Genomic DNA, 25,310 nt, shown 5'->3' on the forward strand with positions numbered 1-25,310 from the left:
ACCCCATGTCCAATCCCTCACCCACCCCATCTGTCGTGACCGCCGCCATGCTCGCCATCGGCGACGAATTGCTGTCGGGACGCACCAAGGACAAGAATATCGGGCACCTCGCGGATGTGCTCACCATGTCCGGAATAGACTTGAAGGAAGTGCGCATCGTCGCCGACGAGGAGCATGCAATCGTCGAAGCGCTGAATGCGCTGCGCGCCCGCTATGATTATGTCTTCACCTCCGGCGGCATCGGCCCGACCCATGACGACATCACCGCTGATGCAGTATCCGTGGCTTTCGGCCTGCCCTGCGAGCACGATCCCGAGGCTTTGCGGATATTGGGTGACATGTACCGTGTGCGCGAGATGGAATTCACCGAAGCGCGCAAGCGCATGGCCCGCATGCCAAGGGGGGCAAGCCACATCGCCAATCCCGTCTCGGTCGCCCCCGGCTTCGTCATCGGCAACGTCCACGTCATGGCCGGCGTTCCGCAGGTGTTTCAGGCCATGCTGGACAATGTCATGCCAACGCTGCGCACCGGCGCGAAAGTCATGTCGCAGTCGGTGCGGTCTCCCTATGGCGAAGGTGACATCGGCACGCCGCTGACCGCAATCCAGAAAGCGCACCCGGAAACCAGCATCGGCTCCTACCCGAAATATGACGGACAACGCTTTTCGACGGAGATCGTCGTGCGCGCCCGTGATGCCACCGTCCTGAAAGCGGCGGCGGATGCAGTGGCGACGATGATCGAAACCATTGGTCAGGAAAAAACACTGTCGGCCAGCAAGGGCGATGCAACCGCCTGAGACGAAGCGGATTGACCAAAATCAAGGTGGCACCCGGCAAAGGCAGCCACTCTCCCAAAAACGACGCGTCACCGAGGAGCTAAAAAATGGGTTACAAAACGATACTGGCAGTGATCGACAATGTGGAGAACACGCAAAAGCTCGGCGATTTCGTGGTAAGTCTTGCCAACCAGTTTTCCTCGCATGTGATTGGCCTGCACATGGAAACGCTGGCCGCCGTTCCGCTCGTCGCGCCGATGGAAATTCCCGACCCCGCTACCGTTCAGGTGCTTCAGGACGTGGCGCACAAGGAAACCACGGATGTTGGAAACCTCTTCGAACACACGCTGTCTGCCAATGGCATCTCGCATGAGTGGCGCAGCTTTGTAACCTCGGTGGGTTACGCCTCGTCATCGGCAATCGATAGCGCGCGCTGCGCCGATCTCATCGTCGCCCGCCAGAGCAACTCCTCCGCACTCTCCGACAGCCGCTCGGATATTGACGGCTTTCTCCATGAAAGCGGCCGCCCTGTTCTTCTCGTTCCGCATGTGCTGACGGTTGCCAAACCGGTCAAGCGTGTACTGATCGCCTGGAACGGCTCCCGCGAGGCAACACGCGCCACCTTCGATGCCCTGCCCTTCCTGATTGCAGCCGAGAGCGTCGAGATCTTCTCCGTCGATCAGGCCGAGAGCGAAACGCAATCGTCTGGACTTGCCGGAACCGAACTGGCCGCAACACTCGCCCGCCACGGCGTCAACGTCACGGTAACCTCGCAGGAAAAAATCGCCGGCATCTCGCCGCAGGCGGCTATCGAAAACCGGCTGTCAGACCACAGCATCGACCTTCTGGTCATGGGCGCCTACGGCCATTCCCGCTGGTGGGAATTGCTGTTCGGCGGCGTGACGCGCACGCTGCTCGATTCCATGACGGCGATGACGCTTTTGTCGCGTTAAACACCGGTAGCCGTGGATGAAGCCGCAAGAGCCTGCGCGCAATGCTTGCCTTTTTGCAGGTCTTGCGGCTATTAGCCAAAGCCATCGACAATTTTGACCAGATGGTAGACGACATGTCCCTTCCCGATAAAGCCTTTCCCGTAACCTGGGATCAGTTTCACCGCGACGCCCGCGCGCTTGCGTGGCGTCTTGCCGGCCTTGGCCGGGAGTTCCGGGCGATCGTCTGTATCACCCGCGGCGGTCTCGTGCCGGCAGCGATCATTTCCCGCGAGCTGAACATCCGCCTGATCGATACGGTCTGCATCGCCACCCGCCACGATTACGTCAACCAGGGCGACACGGTTCTCCTGAAGGGCGTGGCGCCGGAACTGATGTCCGACGGCGGCGAAGGCGTGCTCGTCGTTGACGATCTGACCGACACCGGCAAGACCGCACTGGAAGTGCGCGAAATGTTGCCGAAGGCGCATTTTGCCTGCGTTTACGCCAAGCCGAAGGGCGTGCCGACCATTGACACCTTTGTCACCGAGGTCAGCCAGGACACCTGGATTTATTTTCCCTGGGACATGGGCTTCACCTATCAGGAACCGATCGCCAAGGGATCGCGCGGCTGATCGCCTGTCGCAACCCAAAACCATGCCTGAAAAGCCGTCCCTTCGGGGCGGTTTTTTTGTGTGGAAATGCTTTTTTGGTAACGGCAAAAAAACACGGAAAAACCGCAGTGTCGCCTTTATGCCGCACCCCGGAAATGCGGGGTTTTCGCTTTCCGCTGCGGAAACCTGCCTCGCGCAAGCTTCAAAGTCTCGCGCCAAGTCACTGATTTTTTTGAACGCTTTTGCTATCCCCGTTTTCCACAGGCACTGCACACAATATCTTGTGGTTAAAAAACGGTTTCAATCTATGGCTTGACGAATCTATGCCGCAGGAGGAAAGTGACAGTTATGTTGCGGCGGCAACGGACCGGAAAGTAACGAGGCCGGTTCCTTTCAATCTCAGTTCGCAAGTCCAGAAGGGGCGTCCCGACCATCAGGGGGCGGTTCGCCGGTGGATTTTGCGTGCCTTGCGGATACCGCCAAAAACATGACGCGGGGACTGGCGGCAGGAAGCTGTTGATACTATATTTAGTACTCACATGACTCTTGCAGCCGAATAAGCCACGAGATACAGGGATCACATCCAAGGATGAACATCCCTTACAGATCGGCAAAAACCGGCTGCGCGCATAGTTCGCACGGCTGGAACGAATTTTTGCGCCCTTTGCCGGGCGCCCAATGGACGAGGACACGAAACCATGCGCATCGAACGCCGCTTCACGAAGCCCGGCCAATCGTCTTATGCGGAAATCGAATTCCGCAAGGCCGTCAGTGAAATCAAGAACCCGGACGGTTCCATCGTGTTCCGTCTGGCGGATATCGACGTTCCCGCGCAGTTCAGCCAGGTCGCGACCGACGTTCTGGCGCAGAAATACTTCCGCAAGGCCGGCGTGCCGAAGGTGCTTAAGAAGGTTGAGGAAAACGATGTTCCTTCCTTCCTGTGGCGTTCGGTTGCCGATGAGAAGGCCATGAAGGACCTCCGCGAGGGTGAGCGTTATGGCTCCGAAACCGATGCGCGTCAGGTTTTCGACCGCCTGGCCGGCACCTGGACCTACTGGGGCTGGAAGGGCAAATATTTCTCCACCGAGGAAGACGCACTCGCCTTCCGCGACGAGCTTGCCTATATGCTGGCGACCCAGCGTGTAGCCCCCAACAGCCCGCAATGGTTCAACACCGGCCTGCACTGGGCCTATGGCATCGACGGCCCGGGCCAGGGCCACTTCTACGTCGACCCCTTCACCGGCAAGCTGACCAAGTCCAAGTCCTCTTACGAACATCCGCAGCCGCATGCCTGCTTCATCCAGTCTGTCGAAGACGATCTGGTCAACGAAGGCGGCATCATGGACCTGTGGGTGCGTGAAGCGCGCCTGTTCAAATACGGTTCCGGCACCGGCTCCAACTTCTCCTACCTGCGCGGCGAAGGCGAAAAGCTTTCCGGCGGCGGCAAGTCCTCCGGCCTGATGAGCTTCCTCAAGATCGGCGACCGCGCAGCCGGCGCAATCAAGTCCGGCGGCACCACCCGCCGTGCGGCCAAGATGGTCGTCGTTGATGCCGACCATCCCGATATCGAAGCCTATATCGACTGGAAGGTGAACGAGGAGCAGAAGGTTGCCGCTCTCGTCACTGGTTCCAAGATCGTTGCCAAGCATCTCAAGGCAATCATGAAGGCCTGCGTCAATTGCGAGGCAGATAACGGCGATTGCTTCGACCCGGCCAAGAACCCTGCCCTGAAGCGCGAAATCCGCGCTGCCAAGAAGGACATGGTGCCGGAAAACTACGTCAAGCGCGTCATCCAGTTCGCGCAGCAGGGTTACAAGGACATCCAGTTCAAGACCTACGACACGGATTGGGATTCCGAAGCCTACCTCACGGTTTCAGGCCAGAATTCCAACAACTCCGTATCGCTGAAGGATGACTTCCTGCGCGCTGTTGAAAACGACGGTGACTGGAACCTGACCGCCCGCAAGGACGGCAAGGTCATGAAGACGCTGAAGGCCCGCGACCTCTGGGAAAAGATCTCCCACGCCGCCTGGGCATCGGCCGACCCCGGCCTGCACTTCAACACCACCATGAACGACTGGCACACCTCGCCGGCCGAAGGCCCGATCCGTGCTTCCAACCCGTGCTCGGAATATATGTTCCTCGACGACACGGCCTGCAACCTTGCTTCGCTGAACCTGCTTCAGTTCAAGGATCAGGCAACGAAGCGCATCGACATCGCCGATTACGAACATGCGGTTCGCCTGTGGACCGTCGTTCTCGAAGTCTCGGTCATGATGGCGCAGTTCCCTTCGCGCCAGATTGCCGAACGCTCCTACGAATACCGCACGCTCGGCCTCGGTTATGCCAATATCGGCGGCCTGCTGATGTCGTCGGGCATTCCCTATGACAGCGACGAAGGCCGCGCCATCGCCGGTGCGTTGACCGCCATCATGACCGGCGTTTCCTATGCCACCTCGGCTGAAATGGCTGGCGAGCTTGGCCCCTTCCCGGGCTTTGCGCCGAACCGCGACAACATGCTGCGCGTCATCCGCAACCACCGCCGCGCCGCCCATGGCCTTTCCTACGGTTATGAAGGCCTGTCGGTGAACCCGGTTGCCCTCATCCATTCCGATTGCACGGATCAGGACCTTGTCGCCCACGCTACCGCCGCCTGGGACAAGGCGCTGGAGCTTGGCGAAAAGCACGGCTACCGCAACGCCCAGACCACCGTTATCGCGCCGACAGGTACGATCGGTCTCGTGATGGATTGCGACACGACCGGCATCGAGCCGGACTTCGCGCTGGTGAAATTCAAGAAGCTCGCCGGCGGCGGGTACTTCAAGATCATCAACCGCGCCGTGCCGGAATCCCTGCGTTCGCTCGGTTATTCGGAAAGCCAGATCGCCGAAATCGAAGCCTATGCCGTTGGCCACGGCAATCTCAACCAGGCACCTGCCATCAATCCCTCGACGCTGAAGGCCAAGGGCTTTACCGATGAGAAGATCGAAGCCGTCAACGGCGCGCTGAAAAGCGCCTTCGACATCAAGTTCGTCTTCAACCAGTGGACGCTGGGCGCCGATTTCCTCAAGGGCACGCTCAAGGTTTCCGATGAGCAGTTGTCCGACATGAGCTTCAACCTGCTGGAGCACCTCGGCTTCAGCAAAAAGGACATCGAAGCGGCCAACGTGCACGTCTGCGGTGCGATGACACTGGAAGGCGCACCGTTCCTCAAGAACGAGCACTTGGCCGTATTCGATTGCGCCAACCCCTGCGGCAAGATCGGCAAGCGTTATCTCTCGGTCGAATCGCATATCCGCATGATGGCGGCAGCACAGCCGTTCATTTCGGGTGCGATCTCCAAGACGATCAACATGCCGAATGATGCAACCGTGGAAGATTGCGGCGCAGCCTACATGCTGTCCTGGAAGCTGGCGCTCAAGGCCAACGCCCTTTACCGCGATGGCTCCAAGCTTTCCCAGCCGCTCAACGCTTCGCTGGTGGAAGATGAGGACGACGAAGACTTCGTTGAAGAACTGATCCAGCAGCCGCTCGCCCAGCAGGCCGTGACGATCACCGAAAAGATCGTCGAGCGCGTCATCGAGCGGGTATCGCGCGAGCGTGAAAAGCTGCCGAACCGCCGTCAGGGTTACACCCAGAAGGCAACGGTCGGCGGTCACAAGGTCTATCTGCGCACCGGCGAATTCGGTGACGGCCGCATCGGCGAAATCTTCATCGACATGCACAAGGAAGGCGCTGCCTTCCGTGCGATGATGAATAACTTCGCCATCGCCATTTCGCTTGGCCTGCAATATGGCGTGCCGCTGGAAGAATATGTGGAGGCCTTCACCTTCACCAAGTTCGAACCGGCCGGCATGGTGCAGGGCAACGACGCGATCAAGAACGCCACGTCGATCCTCGACTACGTGTTCCGCGAACTCGCCGTATCCTATCTCGGCCGCCACGACCTCGCTCATGTCGATACGTCGGATTTCTCCAATACCGCACTCGGCAAGGGTATCCAGGAAGGCAAGACCAATCTGCTCTCCACCGGCTGGACACGCGGTTACAAGCCGACGCTGGTTTCCAACAACGAAGGCGAACGTGCTGCTTCCGAACCCAAGGGCTCGGCAACGGCAGCGCCCGCCCGCGCCTCGGCCAACGTCACTTCCTTTGCAGGCTCAGCCGCCCGCAAGCTGGAACCGACAGTCGCGATCTCCACCTCGGAAATCGTCTCCTTCAAGCGCGATTATGAAGAACGCGCCAAGGAACTGGCGGAAGAGATTGCCGAAGAGGTAATCGACGACGTGGTCCAGGAAGCCAAGCAGACCGCTACCGCCCTCTTCTCCGACAAGGCCGCCGCCGACGCGGCATCGGCCAAGGCGGAAGCCAAGAAGAAGGAAAACGAACGCCGCATGCGCTCGATCGCGCAAGGCTATACCGGCAACATGTGCTCGGAATGCCAGAACTTCACGATGGTGCGCAACGGCACCTGCGAGAAGTGCGATACTTGCGGTGCGACGAGCGGTTGCTCTTGATGGGAGTATTAAGGGACTAAAGTTACGAATTTTGAAAGCCCGAGGCTCACACCCTTGGGCTTTCTTGTTTGCAGGGGAAAGGACGATCTAGTTCTCGTGTCTCCTGAAAACAACAAAGCCGAGACTTGTCGGTCTCGGCTTTGAATACCACGAACAAGCTGACGCTCTCGTGGGGCAAAAAGAAACTCTTCGCCCTGTAGCAAGGTCATTGTACGAAGAGTCTCTCTTGGAGTCGAGTTGGGCTCAGCGTTATCCCTATGCGCAAAGCGCAGGAAGATCGCGAATGGACACGAGAAAGATAATCAGTGCACACAAACTAATCGAATACGCTTTTGCTAGCCCGCAAAAGCGCGTCACAATCATTGAAAACGCGCTTCAACCTCCAACATTTATTATGGACACAATGTATCCAGATGTTGAAAGAGCGGCAGGGCATTTTCTTATGTCGAACTGCAACAAATCAAGTCATCTGGACAGGTTGGACGAAATCTATCAGAAACGAGAGGCTCATAGCGATCATCATGAGCAGCGTCTATTAAATGCGATGGATGCAATTTCACATGTAAAAACAATGGATTGGCCTTTAAACGACATTTGGAGCGTAGAGAATACGCAGGGCATACCAACAGATATGGAATTTTGCGGCATCACCGTTCGCATCAAGCCGTGCGTAATAATAAAAAGACGGCAGAGTGGCTTCAAGTATCCGTTCATAGGAATAGTGAAGACATATTTCGGCAAAACCAATCCACTTCGCATCGGAGAAAATTCGGAAAGAGGTGTACTCTTCGGAACTCTTCTACATTGGTTTACCGAGGAAAATTTGAGCTCTTTGGGCACCGCTGACACAAATATGTGCATTGTCGCGGATGTGTTTGACGAAAGAACGTATTTCGCGGCGACACGTTATAAGCAACGACGAAAGCAACTTGAAGCACTTGCACAAGAAATCGCGGATCGATGGGATCCTATCTCCGAGCGTTTACAAAAAAGAGATGTAAACCGTTCTGCTTCGGTTCAAAAATAGCACCATTGCTTGGTCATTCAATGCAAATGGCAACCAACCCGCCCGCGCCTATCTAAGAGTCATAGCCGTCGATCCATACAGGAACGGCGGCCTCGCTTCGGAAAGGCGCGGCCTGACGCGTTCCTCACCCCACAAAATCAAACAGCAATTTCACATTCAACGCAGCGATGACGATGGCGATAAGCCATGCAAACGCCGAGAGCCATCGCGGGGCGCAAAGTTCGCCCATCTTGGCGCGGTCGGCGGTGAACATGACCAGCGGGAAGACGGCGAAGGAAAGTTGCAGGCTTAAGACCACCTGCGTCAGTATCAGCAGCTGAGACGTGCCGCTTTCGCCGAAGGCGATGGTGACGCCGGCGGCGGGGATGATGGCGATGCCTCGGGTGATGAGGCGGCGCAGCCACGGGGCAAGCCGCATCTTGAGGAAACCTTCCATCACGATCTGGCCCGCAAGCGTTGCCGTAACGGTGGAATTGATGCCACAGCACAAAAGCGCCACCCCGAACAGCGTCGGCGCAATCGCAAGGCCGAGCAGCGGCGCGAGCAGACTATGCGCTTCACCCAGTTCGGCAACATTCGTCTGACCCGTTTTGTTGAAGGTCGCCGCTGCGAGGATGAGGATCGCGGCATTGATGACGAGAGCAAACGTCAGGGCGATGGTTGAATCGAGTGTCGCGAATTTGAGCGCCTCGCGTTTTTCGGCCAGCGTCTCGCCGATGGCGCGCGTCTGCACGATCCCTGAATGCAGATAGAGATTATGCGGCATCACCGTCGCGCCCAGAATGCCAAGCGCCAGATAGAGCATCTCGGGGTTGGTGACGATCTCCGTCGTCGGCGCAAAACCACGAATCACCTGGCTCCAGTCGGGGTCTGCCAGCGCCAGCTGAATGGCGAAACACACCGCGATGACGCCGAGAAGCGTGATGACAAGCGCTTCCACCCAGCGGAAGCCAAGCCTTTGCAGATAAAGGATCAGGAACACGTCAAGCGCCGTGATGAGGACGCCCAGTTCGAGCGGAATGCCGAAAATCAGGTTGAGGCCGATAGCCGTCCCGATGACCTCGGCGATATCAGTCGCGATGATTGCGATTTCGGCCAGCAGCCAGAGGACCATCGCCACCGGTTTCGGATAGGCATCGCGACAGGCCTGCGCCAGATCGCGCCCGGAAGCAATCGCCAGACGGGCACAGAGCGCCTGTAGAACGACGGCCATGATGTTCGATATCAACGCCACCGTCAGCAGCGTGTAGCCAAACTTGGAACCGCCGGCGAGCGACGTTGCCCAGTTGCCGGGGTCCATGTAACCGACCGCGACGAGATATCCGGGTCCGAAGAACGCCATCGCCCGGCGAAACGTACCGGCATTCGGGCTTATCTTGATCGAGCTGTGAACGTCGGACAGCGAGAGATCGTCGCCATTCCGCCGCCATCCAAAGACAGGCTTGTCCATCTAGCGAACTTTCAAATGGAAATAGAATTAATGCAATTGCAAATCATTCGCATAAAAGGGTGTGGACTGGCAAGTGGAGTTTCGAAGCTGTGTGCCGGCGCGAGAGGCCGCAGTAACATTCGGCCTGAACGCAAGCACCGGCGCAACGCTTCATGGATTTAATGAAATGAGACCCCTCCTCGGTCATTCCAGCCTTAAGCCGGAAGCCAGCAAGCCAAAGTCTCTGGGCTGAAAAGACTCTTCTCCGTCGTGTAGTGACCAGCGAACAAGGGGGACCCACGGCCAATCCTACCGCGAAACCTCACGGCGTTGTCATCGCCTCTGCCCCGCCATTGCGGAACAGCCGCGTGCATGCCCGCGTTTGTCTGTCACGAAGCGACAATAGTCCGGGGAAGTTCATGCGAGACGGCAATAAATTCAGCGTGGCGAACCAGCCTTACCGGTGGCCGAAATATATCATGGCGCAGCGAAGGCCGCGCGACTGGCTGATGACCATCAGCGGCGTGGTGCTGCTGGTCATCGTCGCCGCCGCTGTCGCCATGGGTTATCTCGTCACCAGCCATCCCGGCAAGCCCGAGCCGAATACCGGCATCATCGAGGAAAACGCAGCGGAGAATGGCTGATATGCGGCGCAAGATGCGTCGCTTAACTCAGACCCTGAAGATGCCCGCTGAACTGCGCCTCATGCAGGCGGCTATAATGGCCCTTGGCGGCCAGAAGCTCGGCATGGGCGCCGGTCTCGGCAATACCCGTCTGGTCCACCACAACGATGCGTGACGCATCGCGGATCGTTGCCAGCCGGTGGGCGATGACGAGCGTTGTGCGGCCCTTGGCAAGCTCCGTCAGCGATTGCTGGATGGCCCGCTCGGTTTCGGTATCCAGCGCCGAGGTCGCCTCGTCGAGAATGAGGATAGGCGGGTTCTTGAGGAACATGCGGGCAATGGCAAGACGCTGTTTCTGACCACCGGAAAGTTTCACGCCACGCTCACCGATGACAGTGTCGAGCCCCATCGGCATCGCTTCGATGACGCCATCCAGCCGGGCACGCCGCGCCGCATCCATGATTTCGACATCGGAAGCGCCGAGCCGGCCATATTCGATATTCTCGCGGATCGTGCCGCCAAACAGGAACACATCCTGCTGCACGATTCCGATCTGGTTGCGCAGCGAGGCAAGCTTCATCTTGCGGATATCGATGCCGTCAATGGTGATCGAACCGCTGGTGACATCATAAAAGCGCGGCAGCAGCGAGCAAAGCGTCGTTTTGCCCGCCCCCGAAGGCCCGACGAAAGCCACCGTCTCGCCCGCATTGATCTTCAGGTCGATATTGTCGAGAACCTGCTTGCCCTCGGCATAACCGAAACCGACATGGCGATATTCAATGGCGCCGGAAAGCGCCGGTGCCTCGATCGCATCCGGTGCGTCGATGATATCCGGCGCCGTGTCCAGAAGCTCGGTAAAGCGGCGAAAACCGGCAATGCCCTTCGGATAGGTCTCGATGACCGAGTTGATCTTTTCCACCGGGCGGAAAAACACGCCGACCAGAAGCAGGAAGCCAACGAAGCCGCCTTCCGTCAGGCCGCCATGCAGCACGAACCAGGCGCCGCAGATCATCACGATCATCTGCGTCAGCCGCATGCTCATGTAGCTGAGCGAAGTGCTGGCAGCCATGATCTTGTAGGCATCCAGCTTCGTGCGGCGGTATTTCTGGTTGTCCTTCTCAAACAGCGCGCGTTCGTGGTCCTCATTGGCAAAGGCCTGCACCACCCGCATGCCACCGACATTTTCCTCGATACGGGCGTTGAAATCGCCTACCCGACCGTAGAGCGCGCGAAAGTTCTGCGTCATTCGGCCACCGTAACGGCTCGTCACCCAGGCGGTGACAGGCACGACGGCGGCGGTGACGAGCGCCAGCGGCACATTGACCGACAGCATCAGCAGGAATGCGCCAATGAAGGTCATGATGGCGATGAACAGATCCTCGGGGCCGTGATGGGCCACCTCACCGATCTCTTCCAGGTCCTTCGTCAGCCGGCCAACCAGATGACCGGTCTTCTGGTTGTCGAAATAGCGGAAGGAGAGCTTCTGCAGGTGGTCGAAAGCCAGCCGCCGCATGTCGGTCTCGATATTGATGCCGAGCATATGTCCCCAGTAGGTGACTGTCGCCATCAGACCCGTATTCAGGACATAGATGACGAGCAGCCCGACCGATGCGGCGAGGATGATGCCCCATTCGCCACCCGGCAGCAGCACGTCCACGAAGGCTTTCACCGCCATCGGAAAACCGAGCTCAAGCACGCCCGACAGCACCGCGCAGGAAAAATCGAGAATGAACAGACCGCGATAGGGACGGTAATAGGCGAAGAAACGGCGCAGCATGGCGTGACCTGAAGAGCGGGCGCGGCAAGCGGAGGCCGCAATAAAAACGGAGTTCAATTGTCATATTTCAATGCGCGCGCCAAGACCGATGTTCTATTTTTACCAAAATCGTTCAATAGGCTGAGCGATAAACACACAACGGTAATGTGATACGGCTATATTGCACTTATATGTATTGGTGTGACAGAGTGAATGCACCCTTCGGGGAGAATGCGAGAAAGAGCCTGCCGTGAGTAATATTGACAGTCGTAAGCCCAGTGGCGAACCGAGATGGCTTGGTCCTGCAAGCCCGACGCGGATCGCCCTGATCCCGCCAATATCGGCTGCGCGCTGGCTGCTGGTTCTCGTCGCCCTTGCGGGCATCTACTTCTTCCACGGCTTTCTCGTTCCGGTTCTGGCAGCCCTTGTCATCGGCTTCGCCAGCTGGCCGGTCTACACGCGGCTTCTGCGGCAGGTGGGCGGCAACACCACGCTCGGCGCCTCCATCGCCATCATCCTCATCCTCACCTTCCTCGTGGTGCCTATCTTCATCGCCGCTTCCTATACGGCCAGCGAAATCCGCGAATGGTTCGGCTGGGCGGTGCATGTCAACAAGGTGGGCGCACCCGTGCCAGACTGGATCGCGGCGCTCCCCGGCGTAGGCTCCTGGCTCGGCGAGCAGTGGGTGAAATATATCGGCACACCGGGTGCGATCGGCGAAGTGATCCAGCTCGTCAGCGGTGCCAATATCGGCAATATCTACCGGGCGATCCTCGCCGCGGGCAACGGCGCGTTCCACCTCGTGCTGACCCTGCTGTTCATGTTGATCGCGCTGTTCTTTGTCTATCGCAACGGTGCCGGCTTCTCCCATCAGGTCGATCTTGTGGGAGAACGCATCCTGCCGACGCGGTGGGAGCGCATTTCCCGCGTCGTGCCCGCCACCATCAGCTCCACCGTCACCGGCATGACATTGATCGCCATCGGCGAAGGCATAATCCTCGGCATCGCCTACTGGATTGCCGGCGTCCCCTCGCCCGTCACACTCGGCGTGCTCACCGGTGTCATGGCGCTCATCCCGGGCGGCGCGCCGCTCTCTTTCACTCTCGTATCGATCTATCTGGTCGCCAGCGGCTCTCCCGCTTATGGCCTGGGGCTATTCATCTGGGGTTCGGTCGAGCTTTTCATCGTCGACAAGACTATCCGTCCGAAACTCGTCGGCGGCCCGATCAAGCTGCCTTTCCTGCCGACCTTTTTCGGCCTCGTCGGCGGCGTCAAGACCATGGGCTTCCTCGGCCTCTTCATCGGCCCGGTGCTGATGGCGCTGCTGGTGGCAATCTGGCGGGAATGGGTGCGAGAGGTGGAAATCTCCACTGGCGCCACCGTCGACGTTCCGCCGACCCCTACCGCTGAAAATGACCCGCTCGACGACATCGTTGCGCGTGAAGAGGATAGCAACGAAGCGACGGCGTTCCGAAAAGCAGCGTCTTAAACCTCGTCTTCGTCATGCTCGGGCCTGTCCCTGGCATCTGCAACCCAACGATGTTACCAGACGTCGGCAGATCCCCGGCACGAGGCCGAGGATGACATCGCCAAGGGCGGCATCGAGTGTTCTGCAAAGCGCGCCGATAGCGCCCGCCTCGCCTTTAAAGCGTCTTCTCCATGAACAGGCTGAGCGGGTCCGGCTTATAGGGCGCAAACGCCTCAATCTCGACAAACCCCGCCTTGCGGTAAAGACCGATCGCCTCCGGCTGGCTGATGCCGGTTTCAAGCCGGATGGCGGTAAGCCCGAGCTCGACGCCGCGCGCAATGAGCGTATCCATGATCAGCTTGCCGATCCGCAATCCCCTCGCCTCCGGATCGACGAACATGCGCTTGACCTCCGCCGTACCGTCACCCGCCTCCACCAGCGCGCCGCAGCCAACGACACGGCCATCATGCCGCGCCACGAAAAAGGAGACATTGTCCTTTTCCAGCTGGCCGATATCGACCAGATGATTGCTTTCGGCGGGATAAAGCGATGCCATATAGACGTTAGACAGATCGATAAGGCGCAGAACCGCTTCCTGCCGGGGTGTTTCAAGCTTGATTTCGGGGGCCAATGCGATGCCTGCTTTCTCTCAAAAAAATGCGTATTTCGTCGTAATGTCACTGCAATCGAGATAGATGAGTTTCTAGAGCATAATTCCCGACAGAGGCAACACACACCATGAAAACAGCCCTCGTTCTCATGACCTTCCTAGGCTGTGACGACACCGCCACCGATTGCCATTACCTCGCCACCTCGCAGCAGCGCTGGACGAGCATCGAACTATGCGACGCCGTGTCGGAGAAAGAGCTGGAACGTTTCGCAAATGCGTCCTACCCGGTCGTGGTGGCCGTGTGCCAGACACCGGGCGAGCAGACGCCCCAGACTGCGGGCAACGCGCCCGCAACGCAGCCTCCCGCCGCCACGGCCCCGGCCGGAACGGAGGAGCCACCGGCACAGGTCACGCAAAAGGAAGAGGAAAGCCTGACAAAACAGGCGATCAGCCGCGTCAGCCGCATCCTGCCTTCCACTGAAGGCGTGAAGCACCTGCTCGGAACGCCGGTCAGAATGGTGGAAAACAGCTATTCGTGGATTGCCAAGCGGTTCGAGAAGTAGGCCTCAGGCCGCCTCTACCGTCAGCGCTTCCGCATAGTGCCGCGCTTTCTGCCGTTCCTCGGCAATGGTCAGTTTACGCACGGCGTGCAAGAGTTCGAAAAGCGTTTCGGAACCATCGACGTTGCGGAAATGCGCAAGCAGTTCGGCCGATACAGAGGCTGCGGCCTGCGACAGATGCGATCGGGCGGCGCGGCGCCACATCAGCGTCGCCTCAATGAAGACATCAACGACATCGCCCAAAAGACCGACGGACTGGAACAGCGCCTTCAGCGCGTGCGGCCGTCCGGTCGCCAGAATGGCGCGCACCTTGCGGTCATCGAGACCTGAGAGATTGACCATCGCCGCCGTGAAAAACTCCAGCCTGCCCGAACAGACGGCATGGATGAGAAGCGCCGGTGTCAGTTCCAGCCTTTGCCGCAGATGCTCCACCAGCGCCGGCAACTCCGGCGACGAAACATTGGCGGCGATGAGGATGGTGGCGGAATCTTCCGCTTCGCGGAAAATACTGTCGGCGCGGTTGCGCGCGATCAGGGCATGAACAAGCGCCGAACCTGCCAGGGCCTCGCTGACGCGCGCCATCAGAAGATGGCGGGTATCGGCGGGCAGCACCTCCCGGCACAGCAGCAGGTCGCGAATTTCGGCGTTGCAGCCATGCCGCTCGGCAATGCGGCGCAGCGAAAACGGTGTGATGAAGGCTTCGTCGTTCTCTAGAAGGATCATCGTTTCCGGCAGATCACCGACTTCGGCAAGTGCTGCGCAGACACCGCGCGGCAGGCCCCGCCTTGCCGCAATGAAGGCGCGTGTCAGGCTTTCGCCGCGCCCGGCGAGATCGACCAGATCGGCCTCGCCAAGAACCGGCGAGCGGGCAATCACGGTGCAGGCAATCTCCGGCTGGTCTTCGGCAAGCGAAACGAGAATGGCGCGCGGCGCATCGGGATCATCCGCCAGCGCCTCGGCAAGTGCCAGCCGCACGCGCGGAGAAGGGTCGTCGAGAAGATAGGTCATCGCCATATAGGCGGCGTCACGGTTCTCCCGCGCCATGTCTGAATGCAGATAGGCACGGCCAAGCGCATTGGCGGCTTTCGCCCGCTCGGTCGATCCAGCCTTTTCAGACCAGCGAAGAAATGCCTGTACGATCACCTGAGCCTCGAAACACATTCGCAACAATGGACGACGGCATCATTGCCGCCGCCATGTATAAAACTCTAGGCGCAAATAGTTTACGTTTGGTTCACCATAAAATTTAACAGTTGCCGGCGAAGAAGTTCTACGGCGCAGTAGACGGACGCTTCAACTGAAACACGTCGCTGCCGCCGTCGCAGTAGTCCATGTAACCCATACGGGCCACCGGACGTGCCAGTCCCATATCGATGCGACCATCACGAATGATCGCATCGTCGATGTGAATAGCCATGACCTGCCCGATCACCATCCAGGAATCCGCCGGCGTGCCGTCGATGTCCTTCAGCTGGATGATCTCGGTCACGCGGCATTCCAGAACGGCCAGCGCCTCCCCCACGAAAGGCGCATCCACCACCCGCCCGTCAACGGCAGTCAGACCGGCAAGCCGGAACTCGTCGACATCATAGTTCACCGGCGCAGAAGACGCGTTCATCCGGTCGACGAGGTGGCGGCTGACGAGGTTGGCGGTGAAGACACCGGTCTCCTCGACATTGCGAAGGCTGTCCTTGCGCCCGCTGGAGGAAAACATCACCAGCTTCGGCCGGTCCGAAATCGCGTTGAAAAACGAATAGGGCGACAGGTTGAAAGAGCCGTCCCGGCCTTTAGAGCCAATCCAGCCGATCGGCCGGGGCGCGACGATAGCCTTGAACGGATCATGCGGCAGGCCGTGCTGGTTAGTATCGGCGGTGTAGAACATCAGACGTCCCCAACCCAGGTTACCACATCCGCAAGCTCCGGCCGTGGCCGCTCCACAAGCGGGAATGTCGTTGAGCCGATATGAATATATCCGGCGACCTTCTCGTCTGCGGCAATCCCCAGTTCCGACAGGAGGGCCGGGTCGAAGGCAAGCCATTCCGTCAGCCAGTTCGCCGCAAAACCATTGGCGTTGGCGGCGAAGATGAGATTGAGGCACAACGCACCGGCGGACATGATTTGTTCCCATTCCGGAATCTTGAAATGCGGCTTGGCGGTGCTGATGACGGCGATGACGACGGGAGCGCGCGTGAAGCGGGTGCGCTCCGCGTCCTGCTGCTGCAGGTCCAGTTCCGGGTTCTTCTCAAGCGCGATCCGGAGCGCTTCTTCCCCCAGACGCACGCGGTCTTCGCCGCGATAAACGATGAAGCGCCACGGCGCCAGTTTGCCATGGTCAGGCACGCGCACGGCAAGGCGCAGGATTTCCTCGATTTCCGCTTTCGATGGACCCGGCTCGGCAAGTTGCAGGGCGGGGGTGGAGCGGCGAACCTTGAGATAGTCGAGGAGCTTGATGTCACTTGTCATGATCAAAATTCTTCCATTGTGCTGTCATCGCGAAATTATGGGCCTTGAAATAGCCACGGCATTGGTTTTGAAGTGATGCGGGAAAATCAAGAAGTCAATCGGTATCGAAAATGTCTGCAATCAAAATCGCGGCACGTCTGGCCATTGCGTTCGCCGCGATCGGCGTTTTATCACAGGCAGCCTTTTCGCAAGACGCTTTCAAGGACTTCAAGCAGCTTGGCGGCACGCCTAAAATGCCGAAACTCAATGCTTTCACCGCTCCTACCGCCCCGAATGCCCCCGCAAGCACCGCCCGTGATATTGACATGGAAGCGAAACTGACGAGTGAAGGCGAAGCGGTGAAGGAAGGCCTTTCCTGGCGCGTCTTCAGCCCCATTCCGGGCGCTGACGGCAAATTGCCGATGCTGGCAAGCTCCGAGGGTGGTTCGGCGCAGTTCCATCTGGTACCCGGCGAATATTTCGTCAACGTTGCCTTCGGGCGCGCAGGTGTTACCAAGAAACTCAATGTTCCGAGCTCCGGTAATGTCCAGAAACAGGTGCTGATTCTCGATGCTGGCGGTTTCGTTCTGAATGCGATCGCGGGTTCCGACAAACAGATCTCCGCTAACCAGCTCAAGTTTTCCGTCTATTCCTCCGACGCCCGACCGGATGGCGAGCGCGGCCTTGTCATGGCCGACATCAAGCCCAACACCGTCGTTCGCCTCAATGCCGGCACCTATCATGTCGTTTCCGAATACGGCAACGTCAATGCGGTGGTGCGCGCCGATATTCAGGTGGAGGCAGGCAAGCTGACCGAAGCGACCCTTCAGCATCAGGCGGCACAGATCACGCTCAAGCTCGTCTCCGAACAGGGCGGCGAAGCCATTGCCGATACGGCCTGGTCGGTGCTGAACGGCGGCGGCGACGTTGTGAACGAAAGCGTCAGCGCGTTTTCGACCATGGTTCTGGCGGAAGGCGAATATACCGCCATGGCCCGCAACAAGGACAAGGTCTACCAGCGCAACTTCAAGGTCACGTCAGGCCGGGACGCCGATGTGGAAGTGCTGATGAAGGATCAGGCGCCGGAGGACATGACCGGCGATTTCGAATAGGCGTCAATACCCTCAGCCAGTAACGAAAACGGCCCCCGAAGGGGCCGTTGTTTTTTGTCACGCAACCTGCTTCTTCGCCGCAAGCTTGCGCTTCACATCCGGCGGCGTCGCCTCTTCCACGAGGCTTGTAATCGCATCTTCGAGCGACATCGGCGTCTGGTTTTGGGAACCGAGACGGCGGATGTTGACAGTGCGCTCTTCCGCTTCCTTGCGCCCGCAGACGATGATGACCGGCACCTTGGTCACCGAGTGCTCGCGGACCTTGTAGTTGATCTTCTCGTTGCGGAAGTCGGTTTCGACAGCCATGCCCGCCTCGCGCAGTGCTTCGGCAACCTCGCGGCCATAATCGTCCGCATCCGAAGTGATCGTCGCGACCACGACCTGAAGCGGCGCGAACCACAATGGCATGTGACCGGCAAAGTTCTCGATCAGGATACCAAGGAAGCGCTCCATCGAGCCGCAGATGGCGCGATGTATCATCACCGGCTGCGTCTTTTCGGAGTTCTGGTCGATATAGAAGGCGCCGAAACGTTCCGGCAGGTTGAAGTCCACCTGCGTCGTGCCGCACTGCCATTCACGACCGATGGCATCCTTCAGCGTATATTCGAACTTTGGCCCGTAGAAAGCGCCCTCGCCCGGCAGAATGCCGGTCTTGATGCGGCCGCCGGACTGTTCCTCGATGGTCTTCAGAACCTCCATCATGACGCTTTCGGCACGGTCCCAGAGATCGTCGGAACCGACACGCTTTTCCGGACGGGTCGAAAGCTTGACGACGATCTCGCTGAAACCGAAATCCTCATAGACCGAGAGGATCAGGTCGTTGATGCGCAGGCATTCCGCCGCCATCTGCTCTTCCGTGCAGAAGACATGCGCATCGTCCTGCGTGAAGCCGCGAACGCGCATCAGGCCATGCAGTGCACCTGAAGCCTCGTAGCGATGGACGTTGCCAAATTCAGCAAGGCGAACGGGCATTTCGCGGTAAGACTTCAAGCCATGCTTGAAGATCTGCACGTGGCCGGGGCAGTTCATCGGCTTCAAGGCAAAGACGCGCTGGTCCGCATCCTCGTCATCGGGATGGGTAAAGGCATGGGCGGATTTCACCGCGAACATGTTTTCCTGATACCAACCCCAGTGACCGGAGGTTTCCCACAACGACTTGTCCAGCACCTGCGGCGCGTTGACTTCCTGATAGGTATTGGCAAGCCGACGGCGCATATAGGCCGTCAGCGTCTGGAACATGCGCCAGCCCTTGCCGTGCCAGAAGACCACGCCCGGACCTTCTTCCTGGAAATGGAACAGGTCCATTTCCCGGCCAAGACGGCGGTGGTCGCGCTTTTCGGCTTCGGCCAGAACGTGCAGGTAATTGTCCAGCTCTTCCTGGGTCGCCCAGGCGGTGCCGTAGATGCGCGACAGCATCGCATTGTTGCTGTCACCACGCCAATAGGCGCCGGCTACCTTCATCAGCTTGAAGGCCGTACCGACCTGACCCGTGGACGCCATATGCGGGCCGCGGCAAAGATCGAACCAGTCGCCCTGATAATAGATCTTCAGGTCCTGACCTTCGGGAATGGCATCGACCAGCTCGACCTTGTAGTTTTCGCCCTTTGCGGCAAACACTTCCTTGGCCTTCTCGCGCGACCAGACTTCGCGGGTAAACGGCTTGTTGCGCTGAATGATCTCCTTCATCCGCTTTTCGATCTTCGGCAGATCTTCCGGCGTGAAAGGTTCGTTCTTGGCAAAGTCGTAATAGAAGCCGTTCTCGATGACAGGGCCGATCGTCACCTGCGTGCCGGGCCACAACTCCTGCACGGCCTCGGCCATGACGTGGGCGGCATCGTGGCGGATGAGTTCCAGCGCGCGGCTGTCCTCACGCGTGACGATTTCTATCTTGCCATCGGTGATTGCCTCGGACAAATCGCGCACGGTGCCATCAAGCGCAATGGCGACAGCCTTCTTCGCAAGCGATTTGGAGATGGATTCGGCGACCTCGCGGCCGGTCGTGCCGGCGGGATAGCTGCGTACGGAACCATCGGGAAATGTAAGGGAAACGGTTTGTGACATCGTCGAATGCTCCTGATCCAGTCCCGCCAACGAATGCGGGTGGTGTTGGAATAAAAATAACGCCCTCTTTCGCAGATGGGCAGGCAGGCTGATAAAGAATTTTCCCGTTCCAGTCAAAGGTGAACGGCGGCTCAGCGAAGCATTTCGGCAATTCCATTGACGGTATTGGCGTTGCGGGTCGTGCCGATGCCGAGCTTCTTCGTGGTCAGCGCAGAGAGAAGCCGGCTTTCGCTTGGCTTGCCGCAAAAGTCGATCCACAGGTCACCGCCGACAATGGCGATCTTTTCCTTCTTGCAATACTTCTCCAAGATTCCAAGATAATCCCCGGCAAGCGGCTTGCGCATCACCCTTACGCAGACATCCGGTGGATTGCCATCCGGAAACGGGTTTGTAGCAGTCAGGGCAAGCCAATCAGGCGCTGAGCGAACGAGAATATCGACGTGTTTGCCGAACCGTTTTTCAAAGGCGCGCTCCAGCGCCTCCTCGATCTCGCAGACAGGCGCCTCCGGTGCACGGAAGACCAGATTTCCGGTCGCAACCAGCGTCCTGCATTCCTCAAAGCCCAGCTCCTGCGCCATTTCACGCAGATCGGCCATGATGAGCCGCTTGCCCGCCCAGAGCACGATGCTGTGCAGAAGAGCGACATAGCTCATCTATGCAGCATCCAATACCGCCAGGGCGTCCACCAGTGCTTGTCAGCGCCAAGCGTTTCCGGCACCGGGTCCAGCCCGCTGGTGCCGCCCGGACCGCAACGCGCGACGCGAAACAGCGTCATCCACCCGCCCGGCCAAAGTCCGTGGCGGGCGATCGCCTCGTAGCCATATTCGGAACAGGTGGGAATGTGGCGGCAGGAATTGCCGACGAAACTCGACAACGTCAGCTGATAGAGCCGGATGAAGCCAACACCGAAAAGACGGCCTGGGGTCTTCGCAAAGACTCCACCCCAGTTGCGGGATCGCCCGACCTTCTCCCCCGTCTTCTGATGTCCGCAGTCCGGTTCACCGCACATCGCCTAACCCGCAACGTTCAGAACCGGCCGGGCTTCGATCTGGTCGAGAGCATCGACCACCGCTTCGAAGGTCAGCATGGTGGATGCGTGGCGTGCCTTGAAATCCCGGACGGGTGAAAGCACCCGCATATCCTCGAAACGGCCTGTCGGCCCCTCGCCGCCCTGTTTCAGCATGGCAAGCATGTCTTCCCGCGCCTGCCGGATCTCACCGCTGGAAGCGCCGACGACATGATGCGCCATGATCGAGGCGGATGCCTGGCCGAGCGCGCACGCGCGAACCTCATGTGAAAAAGCCGTGACGATGCCGCCTTCCACCTTCAGATAGACCTTGAGTTTGGAGCCGCACAGCCGCGAGTGTTTTTCAGCGCTGGCATCGGCATCATCAAGCACGCCGGTCAGCGGAATATTTCCCGCAAATTCCAGAATTCGGTTGTTGTAGATATCGTCCATCATCAGGTATCCGGCGTTCAAGAATGCCCAAAAACGGGACAGGATATATTTTTCAAACACAGCGTTTGTCGCAGTGGAGCTTTCCTGCCCTTCATTCCCATTATATGCTAACGAGCTTTCTGGACATCAAGCCGATATGAAATTAACGGCTCCGATACCGAAATATCAGCATCGGCCTTGCCAAAATGCTGTAAAACAACCAGATAGCAGCAACGGTGGACGAAGTCCCCGCTACGAAAAACAAAGTTCAGGTGCGGCCTTGACCCGCATCGGGAGAGACGGAATGGATGCGATCGTGAAGAATTTCCCCGGCGCTGGCGCAAAACCCGATGTGGCAGAGGCTCGCCCAAGCCAGACGGAAGCGGAAGAAGCAGTGCGCGTTCTTCTGCGCTGGGCAGGAGAAAATCCCGCCCGCGAAGGACTCCTGGACACGCCGAAGCGCGTTGCCAAGGCCTATCGCGAACTCTTCGCCGGTTATGAGCTGAACGTCCAGGACGTTCTCGGCACGACCTTCGAGGAAGTTGGCGGTTATGACGATGTGGTGCTGGTGCGCGACATCCCCTTCTTCTCCCATTGCGAACATCACATGGTTCCGATCGTCGGCAAGGCGCATGTCGCCTATCTTCCGGCTGGGCGCGTGCTCGGCCTGTCGAAGATCGCCCGCGTCGTCGAAATCTTTGGCCGCCGCCTGCAGACGCAGGAAAACATGACCGCGCAGATCGCAAGATCCATCGAGGAGACTCTGAAGCCGCGCGGCGTGGCCGTCATGATCGACGCCGAACATATGTGCATGTCCATGCGCGGCGTAAACAAGCAGGGGTCCACGACCCTCACCACCAGCTTCACCGGCACCTTCAAGAACGACCCGGCCGAGCAGGTGCGCTTCATGACCATGGTGCGGAACCGCTAACGGTTCCGCTTTTTCCCCGGGGTAGCAATGTCCATTTCGTTTCCGTCCGCGCCTGCGGACAAGGAAGTGCTTGAAAATTCAGGTCTCTTCTCACCGAAATTCGATGCCCACGGCCTTGTCACCGCCGTGGTCACCGATGCGCGTGATGGTGAATTGCTTATGGTCGCCCATATGAATGCGCAAGCCCTGTCGTTGACGCTGGAAACGGGCATCGCCCACTATTACAGCCGCTCGCGCGACAAGATCTGGAAAAAGGGCGAAACCTCCGGCAACCTGCAGACGGTGAAGGAATTCCGCACCGATTGCGATCAGGACGCCGTATGGCTGAAGGTCTCCGTCGCCGGTCATGACGCAACCTGCCATACCGGCCGCCGCTCCTGCTTCTACCGCACGGTCGAGTTGGCCGATGGCAATGCCGTCACCAGAATCACCGACGATATCCGCCATTTCGACCCGGCGACTACCTATTCTGGCACGTGAACGGCCACCTTCCATCCGCCGCACCAATTTGCTACCAATAATTCAGGATCGGGGAGGAACAGACCGGGTCCTGGGAGCAGGCAGGGAGTGTACGGTCATGTTGGGCTGGGGAAGCAATCGTCACAATGCTCTTGCGGCTGGCAACACCGAAACAATCGTCAACGAGGTCGTTGATACGCGCCGGATTGCGCTTGCGCTCGGCGGTGGAGCTGCGCGCGGCTGGGCCCATATCGGCGTCCTGAGGGCACTAGACGAGGCCGGGGTTAAGATCGGCATGATTGCCGGAACCTCGATAGGCGCGCTGGTCGGCGGTTGTTATCTCGCCGGAAAGCTCGATGAGCTGGAGGAATTTGCCCGTTCGCTGACGATGCGGCGCATTGCTGGCCTGCTCGATCTGACGATTGGCGGCGGCGGTCTCTTCGGCGGCATGCGGCTGACCAAGCGCATGCAGGAACATCTCGAAGGCTTGCGCGTCGAAAACCTCGAGCACCCTTTCATCGCCGTCGCCACGGAATTGCGCACCGGCCACGAGGTCTGGATTCACCAGGGCGACCTCGTCACCGCACTGCGCTCATCCTATGCGTTGCCCGGAATTTTCGAGCCCGTGCAATGCAACGGCCGCACCCTGATCGACGGCGCTCTCGTCAACCCCGTGCCGGTTTCGGTCTGCAGGGCCTATGAACAGGCGCTCGTCGTCGCCGTCAATCTCAATTACGATCTGTTCGGCCGCTCTGCCGTGGTCAAACATTCCTCTTCGCCCCCTAATGGCGCAGCACCTTCCTTGGAAGGTCCGCCGCGCCCCGGCCTGCCGGGCGTCATGGTGCAGGCCTTCAATATCATTCAGGACCGGATTTCGCGCTCGCGTCTGGCGGGCGACCCGCCCGACCTCATGCTGCATCCCCGTATCAACGATATCGGCCTGTCGGAATTCCATCGCGCCAGCGAAGCCATCGACAGGGGATACGAGGAAACACGCGCCCGCGTTCCCGAGCTGGAGCGCATGCAGCAGGCGTTCCGACGCTAACGTACACTACAAATATTCGTGCTGAGCATTCCAGCTTGCGGTAGCCGCAGCCTCCTAGGCCGTCATTCCTGCGCGTGTCACAGGAATGACGTAGTCGTTTCGAAATGACTATTGCGGACGCGCCGGAAACGAAACCTCATCCGGCGATATAGGCCTTGATATGTTCGGCTTCCGCCTCGATCTCGCCGATCCGCGCCTTTACAACGTCACCGATGGAGATGATGCCGGCAAGACGACCGTCGTCCTCAACCGGAATATGGCGGAACCGCCCTCCGGTCATGATTTCCATCAATTCGTCGGTGGTGGAATTGTGATGACAGCGGATGACGTTCTTCGTCATGGCCACCGAAACGGATTGCAGAAGGGAGGCAGCGCCCTCGCCTGCCACGACCTTCACCAGATCGCGTTCCGTGAAAATACCGAGAACGACGCCGTCGGCATCGGTCACGACGAGTGCACCGATCTTGTGCGCATTCAGCGTTGCTGCCGCCTCGCCGATGCTTACGCTCGGTCCCACAGTCACGACATTCCGGCCCTTGCGGTCGAGAAGATCTTTTACGAATGTTGCCATGCCTTCCTCCTCCTGTCAGCAATCTGCAACGCGGCGAAGTCTCTCCGCGGTTGCAAATCATGGAACATGGTGCGCTGAGGCCTATGCGAATGCAATCCCGGATGGGACCTGCACAAGCAAATTTGCGCCACGGCCGACAAGGAGCGTGATCGCCCTAGACCGGGTGTTCCACACTCTCACCGGAAAGGTTCCCGCGGATCGGGCGATCAAACAGGCCGAAGAACAGGAAGCCGAGCAGAAAGCCGAAGACATGCGCATCCCAGGCGACTTCACCGCCGACATCGCCAAACAGCGGCACGCCGACCGCGATCAGGACATTGCCGAAAAGCCACATCAGCGTGAAGATCAGCACGGTCCTGTTCGAAAGCGCCGCGACAATGCTCTGCCTCGGCATCAGATGGCCGAAAGAGGCGCTGTAGCCGCCGCGTGACGGGAAAGCGAAACGGCATGCGGCTCCCATCAGCGCCGAAACGACCCCAGATGCTCCGATCAGAACCGTCACATCGCCCCAGTTCAGCGCCGCGTGGCCAAAAGCTGAAACGGCGGCGGATATGCACCATAACAGTACGAAGCGAAGCGTTCCGATCCGGCGCAGAACCGGCGCGCCAAAGGCCATCAACCACAATCCGTTAAAAAGAATATGCTCGATGCCGCCGTGCAAAAAAGAATATGTCACCGGCGTCCAGAGCCATTCCAGCCCCTGCTGGGATAATGGCACCGCGTAACGCAGCGGAATGAAGCCGAAGGTGAAGATGAACCAGCCGTTGCCATCCTCCGAAAGAAGATAGGCCGGAACCACAAAGGCCAAGAGCAGCGCCGCCAATATGCCGACCAGAAGCGGCGGCAGGTTGAAGACGGGATTATGTGCGTCCTCTTTCAGTTCCTGACTTTCCGAAACCGGCGGCTGTTCGCCGTCGCCGTTGGACATGATTCCATCCCTGT

The 25,310-nt window shown here is 59.0% G+C and carries 24 protein-coding genes; 12 read left to right on the top strand and 12 right to left on the bottom strand.

Annotated features, from left to right (window positions below; all coding sequences use genetic code 11):
* Positions 1-5 precede the first annotated feature (5 nt).
* From RBH71_RS20785 to RBH71_RS20805, 5 genes are all read left to right on the top strand, one after another.
* Positions 6-797 (top strand): competence/damage-inducible protein A, encoded by a 792-nt coding sequence (locus RBH71_RS20785; RefSeq protein WP_065659320.1) that lies wholly within the window; start codon positions 6-8, stop codon positions 795-797.
* An 86-nt stretch (positions 798-883) separates the two neighbouring features.
* On the top strand, positions 884-1,729 hold the full coding sequence (locus tag RBH71_RS20790) for a universal stress protein (protein WP_003515639.1): 846 nt from the start codon (positions 884-886) through the stop codon (positions 1,727-1,729).
* A 113-nt stretch (positions 1,730-1,842) separates the two neighbouring features.
* Positions 1,843-2,340 (top strand): xanthine phosphoribosyltransferase, encoded by a 498-nt coding sequence (gene gpt / locus RBH71_RS20795; RefSeq protein WP_003515641.1) that lies wholly within the window; start codon positions 1,843-1,845, stop codon positions 2,338-2,340.
* Positions 2,341-3,017: 677 nt separating this feature from the next.
* On the top strand, positions 3,018-6,836 hold the full coding sequence (locus RBH71_RS20800; RefSeq protein WP_003515643.1) for a vitamin B12-dependent ribonucleotide reductase: 3,819 nt from the start codon (positions 3,018-3,020) through the stop codon (positions 6,834-6,836).
* Positions 6,837-7,119: 283 nt separating this feature from the next.
* Positions 7,120-7,863 (top strand): hypothetical protein, encoded by a 744-nt coding sequence (locus tag RBH71_RS20805; RefSeq protein WP_003515645.1) that lies wholly within the window; start codon positions 7,120-7,122, stop codon positions 7,861-7,863.
* A 124-nt stretch (positions 7,864-7,987) separates the two neighbouring features.
* Here the strand turns inward: RBH71_RS20805 and RBH71_RS20810 are convergent, their stop codons facing one another.
* Entirely contained in the window at positions 7,988-9,313 is a 1,326-nt protein-coding gene (locus tag RBH71_RS20810; RefSeq protein WP_003515647.1) for an Nramp family divalent metal transporter, read from the bottom strand.
* 398 nt (positions 9,314-9,711) lie between these two features.
* Between RBH71_RS20810 and RBH71_RS20815 the strand changes: the two genes are divergently transcribed.
* The gene (locus RBH71_RS20815) at positions 9,712-9,936 is read left to right on the top strand and encodes a hypothetical protein (protein ID WP_003515649.1); all 225 of its coding nucleotides are present in this window, start codon (positions 9,712-9,714) and stop codon (positions 9,934-9,936) included.
* Between the two features lie 22 nt (positions 9,937-9,958).
* Here the strand turns inward: RBH71_RS20815 and RBH71_RS20820 are convergent, their stop codons facing one another.
* Positions 9,959-11,692 carry an ABC transporter ATP-binding protein gene (locus RBH71_RS20820; protein ID WP_035252137.1) on the bottom strand — a complete coding sequence of 578 codons (1,734 nt, stop codon included), beginning with the start codon at positions 11,690-11,692 and terminating at the stop codon, positions 9,959-9,961.
* Positions 11,693-11,921: 229 nt separating this feature from the next.
* Between RBH71_RS20820 and RBH71_RS20825 the strand changes: the two genes are divergently transcribed.
* Positions 11,922-13,160 (top strand): AI-2E family transporter, encoded by a 1,239-nt coding sequence (locus tag RBH71_RS20825; RefSeq protein ID WP_003515654.1) that lies wholly within the window; start codon positions 11,922-11,924, stop codon positions 13,158-13,160.
* Between the two features lie 154 nt (positions 13,161-13,314).
* On the opposite strand, the gene RBH71_RS20830 is transcribed toward RBH71_RS20825, so the two are convergent.
* Positions 13,315-13,770 carry a GNAT family N-acetyltransferase gene (locus tag RBH71_RS20830; protein WP_003515655.1) on the bottom strand — a complete coding sequence of 152 codons (456 nt, stop codon included), beginning with the start codon at positions 13,768-13,770 and terminating at the stop codon, positions 13,315-13,317.
* Between the two features lie 107 nt (positions 13,771-13,877).
* On the opposite strand from RBH71_RS20830, the gene RBH71_RS20835 reads away from it, so the two are divergent.
* A complete protein-coding gene (locus RBH71_RS20835) occupies positions 13,878-14,312 on the top strand; it encodes a hypothetical protein (RefSeq protein WP_003515657.1) in 435 nt (144 codons plus the stop codon).
* Between the two features lie 3 nt (positions 14,313-14,315).
* Here RBH71_RS20835 and RBH71_RS20840 read toward each other — a convergent pair whose 3' ends face one another.
* The 3 genes from RBH71_RS20840 to RBH71_RS20850 all read right to left on the bottom strand — a co-directional run bounded on the left by RBH71_RS20840 (position 14,316) and on the right by RBH71_RS20850 (position 16,772).
* Positions 14,316-15,470 carry a DUF2336 domain-containing protein gene (locus RBH71_RS20840; RefSeq protein WP_003515659.1) on the bottom strand — a complete coding sequence of 385 codons (1,155 nt, stop codon included), beginning with the start codon at positions 15,468-15,470 and terminating at the stop codon, positions 14,316-14,318.
* 109 nt (positions 15,471-15,579) lie between these two features.
* Positions 15,580-16,191: a flavin reductase family protein gene (locus RBH71_RS20845; RefSeq protein WP_003515660.1), complete on the bottom strand. Its 612-nt coding sequence runs from the start codon at positions 16,189-16,191 to the stop codon at positions 15,580-15,582.
* Complete coding sequence (locus RBH71_RS20850; protein WP_323687480.1) at positions 16,191-16,772, bottom strand: nitroreductase; 582 nt, start codon at positions 16,770-16,772, stop codon at positions 16,191-16,193. Before RBH71_RS20850 ends, RBH71_RS20845 begins: the two co-directional genes overlap by 1 nt.
* Before the next feature lie 110 nt (positions 16,773-16,882).
* Here RBH71_RS20850 and RBH71_RS20855 point away from each other — a divergent pair, with 110 nt between their 5' ends.
* Complete coding sequence (locus RBH71_RS20855; RefSeq protein WP_003515664.1) at positions 16,883-17,863, top strand: hypothetical protein; 981 nt, start codon at positions 16,883-16,885, stop codon at positions 17,861-17,863.
* Positions 17,864-17,920: 57 nt separating this feature from the next.
* On the opposite strand, the gene thrS is transcribed toward RBH71_RS20855, so the two are convergent.
* The 4 genes from thrS to RBH71_RS20875 form a co-directional block, all read right to left on the bottom strand.
* Positions 17,921-19,924 carry a threonine--tRNA ligase gene (gene thrS / locus RBH71_RS20860; protein WP_003515666.1) on the bottom strand — a complete coding sequence of 668 codons (2,004 nt, stop codon included), beginning with the start codon at positions 19,922-19,924 and terminating at the stop codon, positions 17,921-17,923.
* A 131-nt stretch (positions 19,925-20,055) separates the two neighbouring features.
* Positions 20,056-20,577 carry a DUF1697 domain-containing protein gene (locus RBH71_RS20865; RefSeq protein WP_003515669.1) on the bottom strand — a complete coding sequence of 174 codons (522 nt, stop codon included), beginning with the start codon at positions 20,575-20,577 and terminating at the stop codon, positions 20,056-20,058.
* Positions 20,574-20,933, bottom strand: a complete 360-nt coding sequence (yidD, locus tag RBH71_RS20870) for a membrane protein insertion efficiency factor YidD (RefSeq protein WP_003515670.1) — start codon at positions 20,931-20,933, stop codon at positions 20,574-20,576. The genes RBH71_RS20865 and yidD overlap by 4 nt, the downstream gene beginning before the upstream one ends.
* A 3-nt stretch (positions 20,934-20,936) precedes the next feature.
* Entirely contained in the window at positions 20,937-21,383 is a 447-nt protein-coding gene (locus tag RBH71_RS20875) for an iron-sulfur cluster assembly scaffold protein (RefSeq protein ID WP_035252181.1), read from the bottom strand.
* Between the two features lie 283 nt (positions 21,384-21,666).
* Here RBH71_RS20875 and folE point away from each other — a divergent pair, with 283 nt between their 5' ends.
* The 3 genes from folE (at position 21,667) to RBH71_RS20890 (ending at position 23,797) form a co-directional block, all read left to right on the top strand.
* Positions 21,667-22,293, top strand: coding sequence for a GTP cyclohydrolase I FolE (gene folE, locus RBH71_RS20880; protein WP_003515674.1), 627 nt, complete (start codon positions 21,667-21,669; stop codon positions 22,291-22,293).
* A gap of 27 nt (positions 22,294-22,320) precedes the next feature.
* A complete protein-coding gene (gene hisI / locus RBH71_RS20885) occupies positions 22,321-22,773 on the top strand; it encodes a phosphoribosyl-AMP cyclohydrolase (protein WP_003515676.1) in 453 nt (150 codons plus the stop codon).
* A gap of 97 nt (positions 22,774-22,870) precedes the next feature.
* Positions 22,871-23,797 (top strand): patatin-like phospholipase family protein, encoded by a 927-nt coding sequence (locus tag RBH71_RS20890; protein WP_003515679.1) that lies wholly within the window; start codon positions 22,871-22,873, stop codon positions 23,795-23,797.
* A 136-nt stretch (positions 23,798-23,933) separates the two neighbouring features.
* Here the strand turns inward: RBH71_RS20890 and RBH71_RS20895 are convergent, their stop codons facing one another.
* A complete protein-coding gene (locus RBH71_RS20895) occupies positions 23,934-24,368 on the bottom strand; it encodes a CBS domain-containing protein (RefSeq protein ID WP_003515681.1) in 435 nt (144 codons plus the stop codon).
* 154 nt (positions 24,369-24,522) lie between these two features.
* Complete coding sequence (locus RBH71_RS20900) at positions 24,523-25,296, bottom strand: rhomboid family intramembrane serine protease (RefSeq protein ID WP_003515689.1); 774 nt, start codon at positions 25,294-25,296, stop codon at positions 24,523-24,525.
* Positions 25,297-25,310 lie beyond the last annotated feature (14 nt).

The sequence above is a fragment of the Rhizobium sp. AN68 genome (assembly GCF_030758035.1).
Taxonomy (GTDB): Bacteria; Pseudomonadota; Alphaproteobacteria; order Rhizobiales; family Rhizobiaceae; genus Agrobacterium; species Agrobacterium tumefaciens.

Excerpts from the sequence above, each read along its gene's own strand:
- RBH71_RS20855 (WP_003515664.1), top strand. The coding sequence starts at position 16,883 with ATGTCTGCAATCAAAATCGCGGCACGTCTGGCCATTGCGTTCGCCGCG.
- RBH71_RS20840 (WP_003515659.1), bottom strand. The coding sequence starts at position 15,470 with ATGTGTTTCGAGGCTCAGGTGATCGTACAGGCATTTCTTCGCTGGTCT.
- RBH71_RS20845 (WP_003515660.1), bottom strand. The coding sequence starts at position 16,191 with ATGTTCTACACCGCCGATACTAACCAGCACGGCCTGCCGCATGATCCG.
- hisI (WP_003515676.1), top strand. The coding sequence starts at position 22,321 with ATGTCCATTTCGTTTCCGTCCGCGCCTGCGGACAAGGAAGTGCTTGAA.
- RBH71_RS20865 (WP_003515669.1), bottom strand. The coding sequence starts at position 20,577 with ATGAGCTATGTCGCTCTTCTGCACAGCATCGTGCTCTGGGCGGGCAAG.
- yidD (WP_003515670.1), bottom strand. The coding sequence starts at position 20,933 with ATGTGCGGTGAACCGGACTGCGGACATCAGAAGACGGGGGAGAAGGTC.
- RBH71_RS20800 (WP_003515643.1), top strand. The coding sequence starts at position 3,018 with ATGCGCATCGAACGCCGCTTCACGAAGCCCGGCCAATCGTCTTATGCG.
- RBH71_RS20785 (WP_065659320.1), top strand. The coding sequence starts at position 6 with ATGTCCAATCCCTCACCCACCCCATCTGTCGTGACCGCCGCCATGCTC.
- RBH71_RS20805 (WP_003515645.1), top strand. The coding sequence starts at position 7,120 with ATGGACACGAGAAAGATAATCAGTGCACACAAACTAATCGAATACGCT.
- RBH71_RS20890 (WP_003515679.1), top strand. The coding sequence starts at position 22,871 with ATGTTGGGCTGGGGAAGCAATCGTCACAATGCTCTTGCGGCTGGCAAC.
- RBH71_RS20820 (WP_035252137.1), bottom strand. The coding sequence starts at position 11,692 with ATGCTGCGCCGTTTCTTCGCCTATTACCGTCCCTATCGCGGTCTGTTC.
- gpt (WP_003515641.1), top strand. The coding sequence starts at position 1,843 with ATGTCCCTTCCCGATAAAGCCTTTCCCGTAACCTGGGATCAGTTTCAC.
- RBH71_RS20815 (WP_003515649.1), top strand. The coding sequence starts at position 9,712 with ATGCGAGACGGCAATAAATTCAGCGTGGCGAACCAGCCTTACCGGTGG.
- RBH71_RS20810 (WP_003515647.1), bottom strand. The coding sequence starts at position 9,313 with ATGGACAAGCCTGTCTTTGGATGGCGGCGGAATGGCGACGATCTCTCG.
- RBH71_RS20790 (WP_003515639.1), top strand. The coding sequence starts at position 884 with ATGGGTTACAAAACGATACTGGCAGTGATCGACAATGTGGAGAACACG.
- RBH71_RS20850 (WP_323687480.1), bottom strand. The coding sequence starts at position 16,772 with ATGACAAGTGACATCAAGCTCCTCGACTATCTCAAGGTTCGCCGCTCC.
- thrS (WP_003515666.1), bottom strand. The coding sequence starts at position 19,924 with ATGTCACAAACCGTTTCCCTTACATTTCCCGATGGTTCCGTACGCAGC.
- RBH71_RS20875 (WP_035252181.1), bottom strand. The coding sequence starts at position 21,383 with ATGGACGATATCTACAACAACCGAATTCTGGAATTTGCGGGAAATATT.
- RBH71_RS20835 (WP_003515657.1), top strand. The coding sequence starts at position 13,878 with ATGAAAACAGCCCTCGTTCTCATGACCTTCCTAGGCTGTGACGACACC.
- RBH71_RS20895 (WP_003515681.1), bottom strand. The coding sequence starts at position 24,368 with ATGGCAACATTCGTAAAAGATCTTCTCGACCGCAAGGGCCGGAATGTC.
- RBH71_RS20900 (WP_003515689.1), bottom strand. The coding sequence starts at position 25,296 with ATGTCCAACGGCGACGGCGAACAGCCGCCGGTTTCGGAAAGTCAGGAA.
- folE (WP_003515674.1), top strand. The coding sequence starts at position 21,667 with ATGGATGCGATCGTGAAGAATTTCCCCGGCGCTGGCGCAAAACCCGAT.